Here is an 18179-nt window from a genome sequence, read left to right on the forward strand (position 1 = left end):
ATGCATCACCACCTCACGGAACAAGTCTCACTAAGGATTCTGTTATGGCAACAATAATTGGCAACGCTAAAACTATAACCCCAACTTTGGCAGCAATCTCAATTTTTGTCGCCAAGGCTCCTTCGCCTGCATCTCGACAAATTTGGGCTCCAAACTCGGCCAAATAGGCCACACCCACAATTTTTAAGACAATCATTAAATAATAAGAACTTATATTGGCTTGATCCGCCAACGTTTGCAGCAGGTCAATAATGACTTTGATTTTGCTCAAAATTAGGATAAATATAGTGGCACCGGCGAGAATAGAAAGTTGTAACGCTATTTCAGGACGGAACTGTTTTAAAACAACACTTATGATGGTGACAATAAGGGCTAGTCCGACGATTTGCCATATTTCCACATCTTGTCCCCCTAATATAGGTTAAAAACGCTTTTTACTAAGGTAAATAATTCTGCGATGGATTGTACCACTATATAGAGAACCACAATCACGCCGATAATGGTTACACCTTGAGCCATTTCCCCTCTTCCGGATTGATTTAAAACGGAAGCCAGAACCCCAACTAAAATCCCAATCCCGGCTACTGTAATAATTAAATTGAAGCTCATTCTTTCGACTCCTCTCTTGGTTATATTAAAATGAGCACTCCTGCAACTCCGCAAAGGAACCCTAAATAGGACCACATTTTGGCTTGCTTTTCTGACCATAATCCTACTTGATCTTTCAGCATTGAAAGCTGGCGCAAGACAAGCTGCAATTGCTTCTGCTGTTCTTGACTGTCAGATCGTCCTAATCCTCTGCCAATATCTCGAATCACCCGCCAATCTTCTTCTTTTAAACAAAACCGGGATCTTTGCAGAGATGTCTCTTCATTCCAGGCTTTTCCTGCCGATTCTCCCCTCTCTAAACGCAGCTGAAGGGCAGAGAAAAAATCTTGCCATGGCGGACTCGTTCGTTCCTTTAAGACACAAAATGCCTCAGGTAAAGGGGTTGACCCCCAAACAATTTCTGTCTCCAAAAGAGTAAGAGCGACTAAAAATCCTCTAAGTTCTTCCGGTCTGCGTCGAACTCGCTGAGCAAGCCAGAGTCCCATAGATCCACAGCCGGCAATAAGGACAATACATCCGAACACGATCATTAAAGGCTCCTCCCCGTTTTAAGGTCATAAACTCCTGCAATGGTACCCGGTCCGGTTTGTCTATTCAGCACAACCAATCGTTCAAACACTCCTTCCTCAAGTAATTGAGCTAAGGTTGGTCTTGTTTTAGCTTCTTCCAGAGAACTTGCATGAGCCGTACATAAAATTCGCACCCCTGTACGCAAGGCATCTTTTAAGGCTTCAACCTCATCAAGATGCCCCAGCTCATCCATAACGACAACTTGGGGAGCCATAGAACGAATCAACATTGATAAACCGTATGCCTTGGGGCAGCCGTCGAGTACGTCCGTACGATAACCAAGATTGTAAGAGGCTGCCCCCTGATTCATTCCGGCAAGCTCCCCCCGTTCATCGATAACTCCCACGTTCTTTCCCTCAAGTCCCAGGTGGGGGACCCCATTGCTTATTAACCGAATAAGGTCACGCAGAAGAGTTGTTTTTCCGGCCCGCGGCGGAGAAATTACCAAGGTATGATAGATGAAGCCGTCCTTACGGCATAGTTTGGGCAAAATCCTCAGCCCTTGTCCTTGAATATCACGGGCAAGGCGAATATTCAAAGAAGAAATATGCTTTAGCTTGAGTAGTTTACCTTTTTGCAGAACCGCCTCTCCCGTGACTCCAACCCGATTTCCTCCCGGCAGGGTTAAAAAGCCCTGCCGCAAATCTTCTTCTACTGCATAAACGGAACTTTGAGTCATCTTCTCCAAAGCCGCTGTCAAATCGGCCATGGTAATACAATAGGCTTTGTCCGGCGATGTAGTTTGTCCTTCGCAGTTAAGAAACAGGTCTTTATCCGACGTTCTGAGCATTAAGGGTTGACCAACTCGTAATCGTATTTCTTCAGCCTCCAGGAACTCAAAACCTTGAATTTTATGAAAAATCGAGCAAACTGTTTCACCAAACCATCTCGCCATATCTCCCCAACCCGTTGACTTTTGCTCAGACCGTGAAGGCGATACGTTTTTTGCTTGGATGACAGATAACTGATAATGCAGCGACACGCCTTTGCCCCCCTTAATTGAAGGTATGTCCTCTCAGGCAATTTTAGACATGTTCAAAAGGGAAAAAGTATTTATCTTTATAAAAACGGGGGTGTTGTAAAACGAACTTAAGTAGTTCGTTTTACAACACCCCGTTTTTGTGCTCCAAAGTGAGTAAAACTCGAAGCGCTCTTAAATTGAAACCAATACCGGCAAAATCATTGGGCGGCGATGAGTCTTCTCCCAAAAATAATTTCCGAGACTATCTCGAAGAGCGCCTTTTAACGTCACCCACTCTATTTGATCCTTTTCCAGCTGAACCGTTAATGCACTATTACCTACTTTTTGAGCTCCCTCAATCAATTCCCCTGCATCTTTCATAAAAGTAAACCCTCGGGAAATAATGTCCGGTCCGGATATGAGCGTGCAGGGTTTTGCTTTGGAAATAGCTGCCACGACAATAACGACACCATCTTGAGCAAGTTGTTGACGATCACGAAGCACAATCTGCCCCACGTCTCCCACGCCCAAGCCGTCGATATTTACGCTCCCGGCTTCTACACTTGCTCCAAATTCCATCCGATCTGCCGAAAGCTCAACTCTTGATCCAAGTTGAGTTAAGGCAATATCCTTATCCTCATAGCCCAGCATATACCCTATTCTGCGCAGGGCTACTTGATGCCGGACTTCTCCATGATGAGGTATCAAAAAACGAGGTCGGGCAAGACGAATAACTAGCTTGAGCTCCTCTTGATTGGCATGCCCAGATACATGGACCTGGCCCATCTCTTTGGTAACAACTTCGGCCCCAATTTGATAGAGATGATTGATTGTCTTGCCAACGAGTTTCTCATTTCCGGGTATCGGCGTTGCCGCGATAATCACCATATCACCGGTCTCGACTTTAATTTGACGATGACTCCCCGTCGCCATTCTGGTCAAAGCTGCCAGAGGTTCTCCCTGGCTCCCGGTAGTAAGCACCAGTAAGCCTGAGCGAGGAATTTTATCTACCTCCGAACTTTCTATTAAGATCTCCTGAGCAGGCAGTTTTAGATATCCCATCTCAATGGCTGTCCGAACAACACTTTCCATGCTCCTGCCAACAACACAAACTTTACGGCCGATATCAGCAGCAGCATCGATGGCTTGTTGAATCCGATGCACGTTGGAGGCAAAGGAGGCCAAAATAATTTTTCCTTCTGCCCGTTCAAACCATTCCCGCAAGGTTTTTCCTACAACCCTTTCCGACATAGTAACCCCTGGCCGTTCGGCATTCGTTGAATCACAAATCAGAGCCAGAATTCCTTCTTCTCCCCAACCGGCTAGTTTCCCCAGTTCCATATTCTGCCCATCAATGGGTGTATAGTCGACTTTAAAATCGCCGGTATAGACTACTCTACCGATAGGAGTAAGCAAGGAATACCCCACAGCATCCGGAATACTGTGGGTCACTCGAAAGGCTTCCACCTGAAAAGCCCCAGCCTGGATAAGTTCACCAGGTTCAATAGTGTGAACCAACGATTCCGGATAAGGGGCGCGCTCTTGAAACTTCGCCATCACCAAGCCAATCGTTAACTTTGTTCCGTAAATCGGTATATTCAATTTTGGCAAAATAAAGGGCAGGCCTCCAATATGATCTTCATGGCCATGGGTGATAAAGAGTCCTTTGATCCGTTCCCGATTTTTTTCTAAATAGGAGATATCAGGGATGACAAGATCAATCCCCAACAACTCCTCATCGGGAAACTTCACGCCTCCGTCAATGACAATAATTGAATCTTCATATTCAAGGACAATTATGTTTTTCCCTATTTCTCCGGTTCCTCCAAGAGGAATTACACTAAGTTTTGAAGTTTTGGAAGACAAACAAAAACACCTCCTATAGAACAACTAAGTACTCTTAGTTTGTCCCATAGGAGGCGATTACATGTTTAATTACGCCCTTTGAACATAGTTTCCTGTTCTGGTATCAATAATAAGCATATCTCCTTCATTGACAAAGAAAGGAACTTGTACAATAGCACCGGTTTCTAAGGTGGCAGGTTTGGTTCCTCCGGTAGCCGTATCACCTTTCACTCCCGGTTCCGTAGCTGTCACAAGGAGTTGGACTGAGTTCGGCACATCAACACCGATAACCTCCGTATCAAAGAAAAGAACCCCTAAGTTCATATTTTCTTTGAGCCATTTCACGCCGTCACCAATTTGTCCTTCTGTTAAAGAAACTTGCTCATAAGTCTCATTGTCCATAACCACGTAATGATCTCCATCTTTGTAAAGATACTGCATTTCATGCCGTTCAACATGAGCCGTATTAACTTTTTCGCCGGCATTAAACTTACGTTCAACAACCCCGCCTGTTTTAACGTTTTTTAGTTTCGTGCGAACAAAGGCAGCCCCTTTACCCGGCTTAACATGTTGGAACTCAACCACCGAAAAAACGTCTCCATCAATTTCAATGGTGAGGCCTGTCTTAAAGTCGTTCGAAGAAATCATAAATTAATCGTTCCTCCTATATATTCTTTTGTACCAACGAAAGTATACCTTCCGGATAGCCCGAGTGCAACTAGTTCTTATAACTTAAAGGTCAGGAAGTAAAGGAATCGGCTCGAATTTAAGTTAAGAGAATTAATTCTTTGGGGGCCTGGGTCAAGACTTCACAGCCATCTTCTGTCACCAGAACCATATCTTCAATGCGGATACCGCCCCAATCAGGAATATAAATACCAGGTTCAACCGTAAGAACCATTCCCGGTTCGATAACACATTCTTCCCGCTGATTAAAGTATGGACCCTCATGAATCGCCAAACCAACAGAATGTCCTAAGCCATGTCCGAAGTATTCACCAAAGCCGGCATCTTCAATAATATTACGAGCTGCAGCATCTAATCTCTCTGCCGGTTCGTCCCGGTGCCACAGCAGCGATACCGGCCCGTTGAGCCGCCAAAACAAGTGCATATAGTTCTCGATGTTTCTCAGCGGGTTCGCCTAAGAAAACTGTTCTCGTTATATCAGAACAATATCCTTGATAAATTGCGCCGAAGTCCATGGTGAGAAACTCTCCCTTTTCCACCTTCTTCGAACTAGCCGTCCCGTGAGGCATAGCACCTCGAAGTCCTGAAGCCACGATAAATTCAAAAGAACCTCCGCTGGCACCCAGATGACGCATGGAAAACTCCAAATTCAGTCCAATTTCCTCTTCTGTCTGTCCAGCTTCAATGGCTTTTAAGACTTCAGCAAAAGCCTTATCGGCAATTTGAACAGCTTGCCGGATTAAAGGTATCTCCTGTTCATCTTTAACTGAACGAAGATTATTGACAAGACTCGGCAGAGAGAGCAGCTCACTTTGGGCAAAAGTCTGCCGCAGCTTTTCGTAATCCGCATAAGTAATAAAGTCTCCCTCAAAACCCACTCGTTTCGACTGAAGGCCCATATCACCCATGGCTAAAAAATGATCATGTCCCGTTTTAACAATTTCGAAATCAGGCGATTGATCTTTAGCCTGTTCTATGTATCGAAAATCTGTCAACAAAAAAGACCTTTCCAAGGTAATGACCAATGTCGCTTCGCCCCCGGTAAAGCCGCTTAAATACCTTCCGTTTTCAGGACGAAGAACCACATAGGTATCAATGGTTTCTTCCTGCATTCGCTGGCGCATCCGTTCTAATCGTGTCAATGATTCAACCCCCTTTATTCTTTTGTCCGTCTAATTTGATAATCAATGGCAAAATGCATTGCCAAATTGTAACCCTCAGATCCCAATCCTGATATTTGGCCAAGACAAACCGGTGCGATCAGAGACGTTTCCCGAAAGGATTCCCGAGCATGAATATTGGAAAGATGAACCTCTACAGTGGGTACCTTAACACCGCTTATGGCATCGCGAATGGCGTAACTTGTATGAGTCCATGCCCCAGGATTAAGAATCAGAAAATCCTCAGGCGTTAACGCTTGTATCCAATCAAGCAAATCTCCCTCATGATTCGTCTGCCGGCATTCGACGTTAAGTCCTGCTTGTTCAGCAAGCCCTTGCACCTCTTGATTTATCTCTGCTAAAGTACGCATGCCGTAATGCTGCGGCTCACGTGTCCCTAATAAGTTTAAATTAGGACCATGAAACACATAAATATTTGCCAATTCATCACTTCCTTATTCCTCTCTGAAAATATTATCATAATTTAGCACAGTAGCAAAGTATTTAAATGAACTCGTTCAGCTAAAACTGAACATCGAGGCTTCGATGACGAAAATAAATGCGATCGCGCTGAAGGATGGACTCTCCGCCAAAGCAAGTATGGGAACACTACAAGTTACTATTCCAAACAAAAACCCCCGCTATACGGAGGCAAAATTTCCTATTTCACATATTTGCTTTTTTATTCAAATAGTTATTTATTTGATAGTGTTCCAAGCCGCTCCTGCATCTAAGGAGACGATTGAAAGGGTTGAGCACTTTGCTGTTCTTTCATCTGAACCGTGGCTTGAGGCGTAGCTTTAATCTGTTCGGCGCTGTCGCCGCTGACGAGACGCGGAGAAAGGACAATATCCAAGTTACTGATCATAATCTGCACCTCAGTGGGCCCGCCTTCGCCGGCGGGCTGAACTTTATGAATCTCAGTTCGGGGAAGAATAAAGTGAATTTCATGGGGAATTTTAGGCTCGCCAATTCGTTTAAGACGGAATTGGACTCCTTCAACTTCCATTTCTACATCATCAAGATAATCCCCTGCAAATTCTTGACCACGATCAATCCCTATATCCGCAAATTGTTCTTTTCCTTTTAAATTAGCTTTCAATTCGGGAAGAACAATTTTTTGTCCAATTTGAAGTTTCCAAGGGTCCAAATTTGGATTTACCCGCATAAAATCGTCGCAGGCGCATCCCAGGCGCTGTGCCAGACGATGAAAATTATCTCCAGGCTGAAGGACGTAATCTTTGACCACAGAAATCCCTCCTCTCGCTAACATATGCTGGAGAAGGGAAGTACTGTTCCACATTATTCCATAAAATCAACAGATACGTTACTCATTTGGCGAATAATAATAAATCCGCAGCACGCCCTCTCCACCCGTGGGATCTAACATAATTTCCTGAATATAAATCTCTTCATGAGAATCTTCAAGTCCTTCAAGCTGTGAAATGATAGTTTCCCAATTCCCCTGCAAATGCAAACGCAGCAAAGCATAATCAATGGCTGCTCCTCGGGAAATCGCCCGGTTTTCCTGCATTCCAAATCCTTCGACTTTCAGATCAGTTACCTTAACCCCGGCTTGAAGAAAATCAGCTCGGCATCCTTCCACGATATCCAGAAATTGATCTCTTGTAGGAACCTTGGGAATAGCTATGTCTAAGCTTGTCTTCGACATTGTTTTCCAGTATTTTATTTCCTTTTGCAGATTCCGAAGGTTTCGATAGGCCGGATTCCAGAATATGCAAAACTCCAAAAGATTTAAAAATGCAAATGCGACTAGACAAGCTCTGATATTCTTCTTAAAAAATGCCAAAGCTTATCCCTCCATTTCAAAATTGAACGCGGTCAATTGTTGACATCTTTTCGTTTCGCGCTTATAGAAAATTCAATTTGCTCAGATGACGTCGAGGAATAGCCTGTCAAGACAGGCCGGTACCAACCTAATTTGCGAAGTCCCTGGATCAAGGCTTGAATCGATTTGACGTCTCCTGCGCTGCCGGTTAGAGAAAGAGTGCCTTGCCTATAAACCAATTTCTTGATCGTTAGCTGCGAGTCCAGTAAGTTCTGCACTTGCCCCAGAATGTCGGCCACTTTTTCAGAACGGGCTTGTGTCATTTTCCAAGATCTCGTCAAGTCCTTTTGTTGTCTTAATTGGGTTTCAAGTTCAGAACCTTGATGTAAAAGCTGCTGAACCTCATTCTTCAGAGCTGATGTCTCTTGCCGCAGGAACACCCAGCTGCCGTTTCCAAGCAGTAAGAAAGAAAGTAACGCAGCACCTATTATTTGATACCTTTTCAGCATCTTCCCTGCCTTGCTGGGTTGTCTCCAAAGATTAAGGGACGCAGACTTTTTCAGAAGAACCAGCCCATAGGCCATAGCAGCCTCTGCCAAACCTCTATTTTCTCCAAGAGCCCATAACCAGGAATCAGGAACTGACTTGAATTCAGCTTGAGCAACCGTGATGTGATCAGGTAGTGTTACACGCTTGACCAAGGATTCAAGAGGTAAACCGCCGCTCCAAAGAAGACATTTTAGACTCAAATCTGGATTTTGCGCCTTAAGATACAAGAGAAAGCTCTGAATTTCATTTTCCCATTCCTTAGAATATCCCCTAATATCTTGACTGCAAATTTCAGCGTCACCAAGAGCCACGTTTGTTTCTTGGACGAACAGAGTTCGTACTCTTTCAGGGATCAGCCCTCGAAAAAGTGCGAAGTGAAATCCATCGGTCTCTTCGCGAACATAGAGGGTATCCTCATCAGGATTTAGTTCTAACCCCTGACCTATTACGGCCCATGAGAAATTAATCCCACTTACCCTTAGTCCAGCTTGTTTAAAAATAGCTGCAAACTGTTCTAAGACTTCACGGCGGGAAGCCCCCAGCAAAATGGTGAGACTCTTATGCTTTTCTTCCCCAAGGATCACGTAATCATAAAGGAGATCTGCACTGCTCGGTACTTCTTCAGCCACTAAAAGAGCAATGGCGGAATCTCTATAAGATCTCGCAAGCCAGGGAAGTTTATAGGAACGAACAAATCCTGTTTGCATGGGCATTGCTAAAAAGGCCAAGTGTCCGTCACATGGGCTTTCTCTTTGATAATCCATTAAACAGCCAAGCAGAGCGGCTTTATCACGGACAATCCCCTGTTCAATTAAGCCCTTAATCTGAATTCGGTCAAACTTGACCGCCGCAGAGCTATAACTTTGTTTAAGTTTTGCAACCAGGGGAAGAGAAGCTTTAAAGACCCGAAGTTCATTGTCGGTTATTTCAAATACGACAAGTTTCTTGCGCATCAGCCACCTCCTGGGCTATTTAACCCATGCCCAATACCAATCAAAAATCCTCGTTTTCCACAATAAAGCCAGGACAGCACCTAAAGAAAGGTAGGGGCCAAAAGGAATTTGTTGACAAAATCCCTTTCGACCTGTGCCGAGAAACGCTAAGCCAATAATTGCCCCCAGAAGGCTTCCAGCAAAGACTGCCAAAAAAATCCCCGGAAAACCCAAAAAAGCCCCTAAGCCGGCAACCAATTTGACATCTCCCAGGCCCATACCTTGAGGATAAAATTTGGCTATCAGCCCAAAAAAGCCTCCAGCCCCCAGGGAACTTAAAATACTCTCCCATCCTGACGGACTCCCCGGTATTAAAAAAGCCCCCAACAAACCCAGACCCCATAGGGGAATCGTCAAGACATCCGGTAAACGGTATGTGTCTAAATCGATAAACGATAAAGCAATCAAAAAAGATATAAAGACCAGATTAAACAAAACTCGGGCCGGGTGAAGCCCCATTAAGAAACCTAATGTACCCGCTAAGTAAAAAAAACAACCTGTAAGAAGTTCAACCATGGGATAGCGCCAAGAAACCTTAGCCCGGCAGCTTCGGCATCGGCCTCTTTGAATTAAATAGCTAATAATGGGAATAAGTTCCCAAGCGCGAAGAGCCTGCCCGCATTTAGGACAATGCGAGCCCGGTGAAACGATGGATTCCTCTTTCGGTACACGATAGATGACAACATTTAAGAAGCTGCCGATAATAACGCCTAAAATACCTATCATCAAATTAATACCTATCAAAAAAGTCTCCTCTTTTCCGAGTTTACCGATTTGAGTTAATAATTTAGATAGTTAATTTGATGATGTCCAAAGAACAGTCTTTAAATCGTCATCATAGGCCCGAACTTCTGCCGCCAGACCGTCAGAGGACAAATAGATCATGATTGTTTTAATGTCACCTTTATCTCCCGGTTCTGGAATCGAATAATGGCTTTTATCGGAATCATCCGCTGTCAATTGGGCTACACCAAACCCTTTGTTGCCATCTGCCACTGTTTGTTGAGTTGTTGTTTTATCCAATTTTCCGATATATTTGGGAATCAGCTCACTGCATGTCACTTCGCCGTTTGTATCCGCCGTTAGTTCTCCAGATTTCGGATACACTCCATTTTCAACTTGAAAACGGTCGAGAGCCGCTTTAACCTGATGCGCAGTCGCCACGTCGGCCTTTTTTCGTGCCAAAGCCGTACTTGACGTCATTTTGGGAATGATCACAGCAGCTATAATACCCATTATTATGATGACTGCCATAACTTCGATGAGTGTAAATCCATTCTCCCGCTGAAAATCATTCATCGGTTTCATCGGTTTCATTGTTTCATCCTCCTACTCGGATATTTCCTTTCTCATCTTGAAGCTTCCCTTCCTTAGTTCCCGTCTGAAAGCCTTACTTCAACTGAGAACTAAGATCAAAAATAGGAATCATTACTCCTCCGGCTACTAAACCAACCAGCCCAGCCATAATAAGAATTAAGGCCGGTCCAAGCATACGCGTAAATTGATCGAGTTTAAATTCCAAGTCCTTGTGAAGCGAGAACGCAATTTGCAAGAACATTTTATCTAAGTTCCCGCTTTCTTCGGCGACAGCGATCATCTCTGCCCCTTCTTTAGGAAAAATTTCGCTTTCAAACAACAAATCAGCCATGGGATTCCCTTGTTTAACACTCTGAATAAGCCGTTCTGTCAAGGCCAACATTTCCATAGTTTGCAGCGTTCCTGCCGTTAGACGCAGCCCTTCTAGCAAGGGAATTCCCGTCATTAAGAGGTAACCCAAGATACTGGTAAATTGAATCAAATCCCTGAGACGATAAATCCTGCCAAGATAAGGCAAGTGTCTAATCTTGTTGTTGAGGTAGCTCTGCCAATCCTTCGGTTTCCAAATTACGCAGATCAGCACCATCGACGCTGCTAGTCCTCCTATTATTTGTAACGTCAGAGGGAATTTTCGCCCGACAGCAAAAATGACTTGAGTCAATTTGGGCAATTCAATGTTCATGCTTTCAAAGAGTCTCTCATACATGGGAAGCACACCTATAGATAGACTACAAAGCACAACAAAAACAGCCAGCAGTAAAAGGATTGGATAAGCTAAGGCAGCCTTCATTTTCTGTCGGAAGTTACCTTCTTGCTCTAATTCTGCGGCCACTTCACTCAAAACCTTCGCTAAGTTTCCTGAATACTCTCCCGCTTTGATCATCGACAATACATAAGCGTTCGGAGGCGATTTAAGTTGGAGAAGCGCTTCCCACAAATCACATCCCGCAGATATAGAATTTTTGACACTTGACCATTGACTTTGTTCAAAGGTTAAATTCCCTCGAGACTGGGTCATGATCTCCAAAGCTTGAAGCAGAGGAATTCCGGCCTCTAATAATGAACTCAAGCGGTTTGCAAAATGACCCCATTGAGCGTTTGGACGAACGAGGAACTCTGCGGACCAATTCCATTGTTTCTTAATCTTGACCGGTAAATATCCTTCTTTTTTCAGCAGTGTTTGAACCTCCAAAGAGTCGTTTCCCAAGCAGCGTCCGCTTTGCAAAGTTCCTTGAGCATCCGCCGCTTTCCATTTAAACCAGCGTTTACTCATCTGCGGAGATTGTCAGTTGTTGTTTGCAGTTTTTCCTGAGCGACTTCATAGGTTACCCATCCTTTTTGAACGAGGTCAAGAATGGCTTTATCCATCGTTTGCATACCCAATTTGCTATTTATTTGAATTACTGTAGGAAGTTGATGAGTTTTCCCCTCCCGAATTAGACTTCGAACAGCAGGAGTCGCGAGCATAACCTCAATTGCCGCAACTCTTCCTTGATGATCTGCCCTTGGAAATAACTGTTGAGACAGAATTCCCTGTAATACGGCCGCTAACTGTACTCGGATCTGTTGCTGTTGATAGGAGGGGAAGACATCAATCATCCGATCTACCGATTGTGTAGCATCATTGGTATGCAATGTGCTAAAAACCAAATGTCCTGTTTCGGCTGCTGTCACAGCCGTGGCGATTGTTTCAAGATCTCTCATTTCACCCACTAAAATCACATCGGGATCTTGCCGCAGAACTGACCGCAAAGCATTAGCAAAAGAATTTGTATCGCAGCCAATCTCACGTTGATTCACTAAACTTAATTGGTGTTTATGCAGATACTCAATCGGATCTTCAATAGTCATAATGTGACAAGCTCTCGTCCGGTTAATATAATCAATCAATGAAGCAAGGGTTGTGGATTTTCCACTCCCGGTAGGGCCTGTCACAAGCACCAGACCTTTGGTCAGCCTAGCTAAAGCAAGACTTACGGCCGGGAGGCCAAGGCTTTCCGGAGTAGGAATATCGTGGGGGATTAAGCGAATAACGACCCCCATAGATCCTCTTTGGCGAAAGATGTTGACTCGATATCGCCCAACCTGCGGTAAACTGTAGGATAAATCCAATTCTCCGAATTCAGTAAATCGTTTTTTCTGAATCTCATTCATCAGAGAAAGGGCAAAAGTTTCTAAATCGAACTGAGACAGCTTGTCCATAAGCAAAGGTACTAATGAACCATCCACTCTGAGGACAGGAGGACTCTCGATTGTTAAATGGATGTCCGAAGCTTTCTTTTCTGCAGCATTGAGAAATAATTCTTCCATCGAAAGCATCTTGTTCCCTCCTCTTAGCGTTCTATCTCAGACGTCGTAAAAAGCACCTCTTCGATAGTAGTTAAACCTTGGGTGACTTTCAAAAGACCATCTTCATAAATCGTTAACATCCCTGAACGTATTGCTTGTCGTTCAATATCTCTGGAATTGTGCCGCGTAAGTACTAATTCCTTAATTTCCTGATTATAGAGCAAGAACTCATGAATTCCGATCCTTCCCTTAAACCCTATGTCAAAGCATTGGGCACAGCCTTGAGAGCGATATAATTGATTAATTGACGTCGGTAAACGGAGGACCCTTTTTTCAGTCTCAGAAATGTCATAGACCGTTTTGCAAGAGTTACATAAGCGCCGCACCAAGCGTTGAGATAAGATTCCTCTTACAGCAGACGCTAAAAGATAAGGCTCAATCCCCATGTCCAAAAGGCGTTCTAAAGCCTCGGCCGCCGTATTCGTATGCAGTGTAGTTAACACTAAGTGGCCCGTAAGGGAAGCCGTAATCGCTATACGAGCGGTTTCTTCATCGCGAATTTCGCCAATCATAATCACGTCTGGATCCTGACGCAAGATATGCCTCAAACCGACGGCAAAAGTCAGTCCTGCCGGCAGGTTTACCTGAACTTGATTAATTCCCGGAAGTTGATATTCTACGGGCTCTTCAATAGAAATAATGTTTTGCTCCTCAGCATTTAATTCGCGAAGAAGAGCATAAAGGGTTGTCGTTTTGCCGCTTCCCGTCGGTCCAACGACTAAGATCAGGCCATTGGGATACTTTAATAACCCTTGAACCCCAGCTTTAACCTCCGGACGCATGCCCAAATCTTCTAAGGAACGTTGGGCCATTTCAGGATTTAAGACGCGAACGACAATTTTCTCGCCGTAGACCGTCGGTAGGGAAGACATGCGCAAATCTACCCGCCGCGTGCCGACGCTAAAGGTCATTCGTCCATCTTGGGGAATCCGTCGTTCTGCAACATCCATATTGGCCATTACTTTCAGTGAAGATATAATCGTGCGCGCTGTTGATCCCGAAAGAACATGTTTTTTAAGCAGTTTACCGTCAATACGATAACGAACGACAAAATCCTTCTGACGTGGTTCCCAATGAATATCACTTACCTCTTCGATCACCGCCTCCTGAAGCACTGAGTAAACAAATCTTAGCGTTGGGGCGTCTTCTTCCCAACCGTTGGATTCACCTGATCCTTTTTCCGCAATCGCTTCATTATCTGTCTGACCCATTAAATACGTCAATTGAGCCACAGATTGTTCTACGGTAAGATACTGGCGAATTGCAGCTCTAATCTCTTCTTCTCGAGCATAAACCGGAGCAACGTCCATGCCGGTAATGATACGAATGGTACGAAGAGCCCCTTCGTCCATTGGGTCAGCCATTGCGACCATTAAGCTTTTCTCCTGAAGCTGATAAGGCATAAGGGTATAACGGCGTGCTATTTCTTCAGGAATTAAATTAACAGCCTCAGGGTCAACTATGACTTGAGTCATTGAAATCTCCGGTATACCCAAATATCGACGCAAGTCATCCTTGAATATTTCCTGGGATAGAACTTTTTTCTGAAGATACTCTTCACTATTGTTGTTATCATTAGTTTTGTTTGCTGAATAAGCACTGAATTCCCTAGAACCCCTGAGATATCGAACAAATTCCTTTGCTTGTTTCATAATTACTGATGTAACTCCTGATAACTTTTAACAATCCATTTCCCAGTTTTCTCTTGCAGGATTTCCTCAATTTTACGAACGGCTAGACCTGAACGCCCTTCGGAAATGACTTTATAGTCACCTCCGCTGCTCTCGATGGAGATAGCCGCCCGCCCCATGTCAAATACTACCTCTCCACGGCGCAATCCGAAATCAGACAGCAAATGAGCCTTCGCCCACTCGATTCCTCCTTCAGCCATATAAAGCGCTTGTCGGCTCTGGGTATCTCTTCTGACCATTCTCTTTTCTAAATTTGCTTTCAAATACACTTCCATTCCCAATCCCGAAAAGGAAACTAAGAGCAAAAGTACAAGAGGACTTACAAAGCCTCTGGAGCAGCACTTTGTGAAGATGCGCTGGGATAAACACGCTGCCGAATAACCTGCCTCGACGTGACACTCTGCTTGTCGACAGTCACCTTTAGAATTATTTCCCACAATCCCGGTTCCACCTCCACGCTTTCCCAACCGGTCATGAAGCTTGCAATTGGCTGAGGTACACCCATATGTTTCCAATAGAGATCCTTTATTCCGTCGTAATCCAAATCAGCCACAAAATAGGAATCGGCAATTTGTGAAGGATTCTCCTCCTCTATTGGCGGCAAAACCTTCAATTCACAAGCATCTTCGTCCCATTGGACAGTTTTTGCCCGCCGAATCTCATCGCTCACTGTTCTACCGGCTGTCATAAGGGCATATTGGGCCTCTAATTGACCTTTTAGAGTACGTGACCCTTTCCACATACCTTCCAAAAGATTTAAGGCAGTAATTAAAATTATGCCTGCAATCAGCAATCCGCTCAAGACCTCCAAAAGGGTGAAGCCGTCTTCTTTTTTCACTTCATTCAACCTCAAATAAGCTCTCTATTTGGTAGTATTCTGAAGTTTCTCTTTCGATCCAGTGCACGTTCACCTTAACTCTCAATAATTGGGGGATATCCTCCCAGTTGGAATCGATCCGCCACTGCAAGTTTCCTTCATTTCCCTCTACTGTTCTTCCCGGCAGGCAACGCTGTGCGTCGATATTATCTCTCCAGCTTTGAGCCGCTAACTGCTCCATCTTCATTTGAGCTAAATTTGCGGCTTCCATTAGGGATAAAGACTGATGCGCTTCGGCTAAGGCTCTTTCGTATAATCCATAAAGAGTGGCAAACCCTAAAGAAAAAAGGAAGACTGCTAATAAAACGTCCAACAAAATATACCCCTGAAAATATCGATAATCTCTCGTCTTACCACCTTCCCGTTGTTATATTTTTCCTTCTATGGTTTGCTTGTTACTTCATTATCAACCTTCCTTCTCCTATAGTCTGCAAACTCTCTTTTTTCGTACTCGACTGCTAATTAATCGTATCCCTTAAAACATTACATGTTTCATAATCACTCATTATTCATCACCAATTACTGATAGTTACGACCTGCCCAAGTTTGTCGATTTGATAGTCCACCTTAGGATCAAACGGATTTACGGGGATTTCAGGCAAATATGGCCCTCTCCATCCCTTTATATTTTTATCAGGCAAATTGACTAAATCAGATACACTGACGGGAAAGGCACCGATATCAATTCGATATAACTGAACGGCACCTTCAATTTCTTCTCGATTAGCCAGATCGGCCTCTGATCTTACAAAGTTTGAAGACGAATAAAAGTGAGGAACAGCTGCGCCTAGGAGAACTCCCATTAAACAAAGAACAGCCATCAGTTCCCAAAGAGTAAAACCCATTTGTACATTCTTCACTCTTTTTAGTGTCATAGTTCTATTCAAAGTTATTCGTCCCCTCAGATCGAGGATTACCTCAAATTACCTCGATTTTCATTTAAACTTCTCTATTAAACTTCTCTATCTATTTTAAATCTCCTTTAGACGTCGACACATCTTTATCCATTATATGTATGTTAATGGTTCTTTTTCATTTTCCTACCACATCTACAATATAGCGTCACATTTTAGCAAGAATAAACAAAAAGATCCGACTAGGAATTAATATCCCAGCCGAATCTCCTCCCACTTCTACAAGTGGGAGTGGTTCCCAAGTTCACTTTCACGGTCTAATTGTTTTCCACAATAATTTTATGCCAAGCCGCCAGAATCTCCTCATCCGTGCAATCCTCTGAAACCACTGCCTGCCCGATTCCTTGGGGAAGAACAAGGATTTTACGGCCCCCCTGATTTTTCTTGTCCGTTTGCATTCGCCGCAGCAAGGTTTGAGGATCTTGTTTTTGAATCGACGTCGGCAGATCATAACGTTGAAGCAGTTGTTTAATTCTTTCGACCTCAGTCAAAGTGAGAAATCCCTTTGCATTGGCCAGATAAGATGCTGCAACAATACCTATGCTGACTCCTTGGCCATGAGTCACGCCTCGATAATTCATTTCCGTTTCTAAAGCATGTCCAAAAGTATGTCCTAAATTCAATAAACGGCGAATACCTTGTTCCCGTTCATCTTGAGATACAATCTTAATTTTAATTGAAGCGGACCGTGTTACCATCTCACGCCAAATTGCGGGATCACGCTGCCTGATACTATCAGCCTGAGCCTCATAAAAAGCAAAAAGATCGTCATCATCTATCAAAGCATGTTTAATACTTTCCGCCAAGCCATTTTCGACTTCATTCCAAGGCAAACTATTTAACGTCGAAAAATCTGTCCAGACAGCCAGCGGCGGATAAAAGGCTCCCAGAATATTTTTTCCCGCCGGATGATTGACGGCAACTTTACCGCCAATGCTGCTGTCTACCTGAGCTAATAACGTTGTAGGAACTTGAACAAAACGAACGCCCCGCATAAATGCACTGGCAAAGAAACCAGCTAAATCTCCGATAACCCCACCGCCTAAGGCAATAACTAACGTTTTGCGATCTGCACCGCAGTCCAGAGCAGATGTTGTCAGCCGGCTCAGACGTTCCAAAGACTTTTCCTCTTCCCCTTCCGGTACGGTTAACAAATCAACGCGGTAATCTTCCAGCCCCTTCACAAGCCGTTCCAGATAAAGATCTGAGACCTTCTTATGCGAGATGACAAGAATATGTTGGATTTTATCGGGCAGAGACTGCAAATAATCTCCTAACTCTTCCAGCGCAGCTCCTAGATAAACCGGATAACTCTGTTTCGCCGCGACCTCAATTTCTTCTGGTAAACTCATGGATAGCCATCCTTCCCAGGTGAGCCAGGATTTCGCCCACCACTTCATCAATAGTTCTAAATGTAGTATCTATGGTAAAATCGGCCTTTTCGTAAAACGGCTGTCGTTCCAGAAATAATCTTTCAATTTCTTCATGAGAACTTCTGAGAAGCGGGCGGTCATTTTTATGGCCAATTCGGCTTAAAATCACGTCCAACGAGGCGTACAGGCTAACGATAACTCCGTGTTCCGCCAGAATCCCCCAATTTGACGAATTCAATACTGTCCCCCCGCCTGTAGCTATAACAAGTGCCTCCTCCTGAGCCAGCCGTGCAACGACGATCTTTTCTTCGGATCGAAAGCGGGTCTCTCCATAACGCCGAAAGATTTCACTCACACTTAAATCTGTTACTTCTCCGATTTCAGCATCCGTATCGACAAAATTCCATGCCAGTGACTGAGCTAAGCGCCGGCCAACTGTACTTTTGCCGGTTCCCATAAATCCAATGAGAACGATGTTTCTCATGGAGCTTCTTCC

Annotated in this window: 21 protein-coding genes and 1 pseudogene; all 22 read right to left on the bottom strand. The window is 44.1% G+C overall.

The features are described 5' to 3' along the window. Window positions 1-13: 13 nt before the first annotated feature. The 22 genes and pseudogenes from spoIIIAD to B5771_RS09470 all read right to left on the bottom strand — a co-directional run bounded on the left by spoIIIAD (window position 14) and on the right by B5771_RS09470 (window position 18167). Window positions 14-400 (bottom strand): stage III sporulation protein AD, encoded by a 387-nt coding sequence (gene spoIIIAD / locus B5771_RS09365; RefSeq protein WP_047809560.1) that lies wholly within the window; start codon window positions 398-400, stop codon window positions 14-16. 11 nt (window positions 401-411) lie between these two features. Continuing rightward, entirely contained in the window at window positions 412-609 is a 198-nt protein-coding gene (gene spoIIIAC / locus B5771_RS09370; RefSeq protein WP_047809561.1) for a stage III sporulation protein AC, read from the bottom strand. Between the two features lie 20 nt (window positions 610-629). Further along, window positions 630-1139 (bottom strand): stage III sporulation protein AB, encoded by a 510-nt coding sequence (locus B5771_RS09375; RefSeq protein ID WP_088187286.1) that lies wholly within the window; start codon window positions 1137-1139, stop codon window positions 630-632. Further along, window positions 1139-2161 (bottom strand): stage III sporulation protein AA, encoded by a 1023-nt coding sequence (spoIIIAA, locus tag B5771_RS09380; protein WP_053006327.1) that lies wholly within the window; start codon window positions 2159-2161, stop codon window positions 1139-1141. Before spoIIIAA ends, B5771_RS09375 begins: the two co-directional genes overlap by 1 nt. A gap of 171 nt (window positions 2162-2332) precedes the next feature. Then, on the bottom strand, window positions 2333-4006 hold the full coding sequence (locus tag B5771_RS09385; protein WP_088187287.1) for a ribonuclease J: 1674 nt from the start codon (window positions 4004-4006) through the stop codon (window positions 2333-2335). Between the two features lie 69 nt (window positions 4007-4075). Beyond that, window positions 4076-4633 carry an elongation factor P gene (gene efp, locus B5771_RS09390; RefSeq protein WP_088187288.1) on the bottom strand — a complete coding sequence of 186 codons (558 nt, stop codon included), beginning with the start codon at window positions 4631-4633 and terminating at the stop codon, window positions 4076-4078. 118 nt (window positions 4634-4751) lie between these two features. Beyond that, a pseudogene (locus tag B5771_RS09395) lies at window positions 4752-5814 on the bottom strand (Xaa-Pro peptidase family protein). 14 nt (window positions 5815-5828) lie between these two features. After that, on the bottom strand, window positions 5829-6275 hold the full coding sequence (gene aroQ, locus B5771_RS09400) for a type II 3-dehydroquinate dehydratase (protein ID WP_088187289.1): 447 nt from the start codon (window positions 6273-6275) through the stop codon (window positions 5829-5831). Window positions 6276-6562: 287 nt separating this feature from the next. Next, window positions 6563-7081: a LysM domain-containing protein gene (locus B5771_RS09405; protein ID WP_088187290.1), complete on the bottom strand. Its 519-nt coding sequence runs from the start codon at window positions 7079-7081 to the stop codon at window positions 6563-6565. A 78-nt stretch (window positions 7082-7159) separates the two neighbouring features. Next, window positions 7160-7642 (bottom strand): hypothetical protein, encoded by a 483-nt coding sequence (locus B5771_RS09410; RefSeq protein ID WP_047809568.1) that lies wholly within the window; start codon window positions 7640-7642, stop codon window positions 7160-7162. Window positions 7643-7674: 32 nt separating this feature from the next. Then, window positions 7675-9123 (bottom strand): competence protein ComA, encoded by a 1449-nt coding sequence (locus B5771_RS09415; protein ID WP_088187291.1) that lies wholly within the window; start codon window positions 9121-9123, stop codon window positions 7675-7677. 15 nt (window positions 9124-9138) lie between these two features. After that, window positions 9139-9903 carry an A24 family peptidase gene (locus tag B5771_RS09420; protein ID WP_088187336.1) on the bottom strand — a complete coding sequence of 255 codons (765 nt, stop codon included), beginning with the start codon at window positions 9901-9903 and terminating at the stop codon, window positions 9139-9141. Between the two features lie 54 nt (window positions 9904-9957). Then, window positions 9958-10470, bottom strand: coding sequence for a prepilin-type N-terminal cleavage/methylation domain-containing protein (locus B5771_RS09425; protein WP_088187337.1), 513 nt, complete (start codon window positions 10468-10470; stop codon window positions 9958-9960). An 82-nt stretch (window positions 10471-10552) separates the two neighbouring features. Next, window positions 10553-11752, bottom strand: a complete 1200-nt coding sequence (locus B5771_RS09430; protein ID WP_088187292.1) for a type II secretion system F family protein — start codon at window positions 11750-11752, stop codon at window positions 10553-10555. Then, window positions 11749-12798 (bottom strand): type IV pilus twitching motility protein PilT, encoded by a 1050-nt coding sequence (locus B5771_RS09435; RefSeq protein WP_088187293.1) that lies wholly within the window; start codon window positions 12796-12798, stop codon window positions 11749-11751. The genes B5771_RS09430 and B5771_RS09435 overlap by 4 nt, the downstream gene beginning before the upstream one ends. Window positions 12799-12812: 14 nt before the next feature. Further along, on the bottom strand, window positions 12813-14480 hold the full coding sequence (locus B5771_RS09440) for a GspE/PulE family protein (RefSeq protein ID WP_088187294.1): 1668 nt from the start codon (window positions 14478-14480) through the stop codon (window positions 12813-12815). 2 nt (window positions 14481-14482) lie between these two features. Next, entirely contained in the window at window positions 14483-14788 is a 306-nt protein-coding gene (locus B5771_RS09445) for a hypothetical protein (RefSeq protein WP_242966809.1), read from the bottom strand. A 50-nt stretch (window positions 14789-14838) separates the two neighbouring features. Beyond that, entirely contained in the window at window positions 14839-15357 is a 519-nt protein-coding gene (locus B5771_RS09450; protein WP_242966807.1) for a prepilin-type N-terminal cleavage/methylation domain-containing protein, read from the bottom strand. A 1-nt stretch (window position 15358) separates the two neighbouring features. Next, the gene (locus B5771_RS09455) at window positions 15359-15709 is read right to left on the bottom strand and encodes a hypothetical protein (RefSeq protein WP_088187296.1); all 351 of its coding nucleotides are present in this window, start codon (window positions 15707-15709) and stop codon (window positions 15359-15361) included. A gap of 199 nt (window positions 15710-15908) precedes the next feature. Then, window positions 15909-16283, bottom strand: a complete 375-nt coding sequence (locus B5771_RS09460) for a type II secretion system protein GspG (protein ID WP_242966808.1) — start codon at window positions 16281-16283, stop codon at window positions 15909-15911. 284 nt (window positions 16284-16567) lie between these two features. Beyond that, on the bottom strand, window positions 16568-17662 hold the full coding sequence (gene aroB, locus B5771_RS09465; protein WP_088187297.1) for a 3-dehydroquinate synthase: 1095 nt from the start codon (window positions 17660-17662) through the stop codon (window positions 16568-16570). Beyond that, window positions 17640-18167, bottom strand: coding sequence for a shikimate kinase (locus B5771_RS09470; protein ID WP_088187298.1), 528 nt, complete (start codon window positions 18165-18167; stop codon window positions 17640-17642). The genes aroB and B5771_RS09470 overlap by 23 nt, the downstream gene beginning before the upstream one ends. Window positions 18168-18179 lie beyond the last annotated feature (12 nt).

The organism is Desulfosporosinus sp. FKA, from assembly GCF_002196785.1.
GTDB classification, from domain to species: Bacteria; Bacillota; Desulfitobacteriia; order Desulfitobacteriales; family Desulfitobacteriaceae; genus Desulfosporosinus; species Desulfosporosinus acididurans.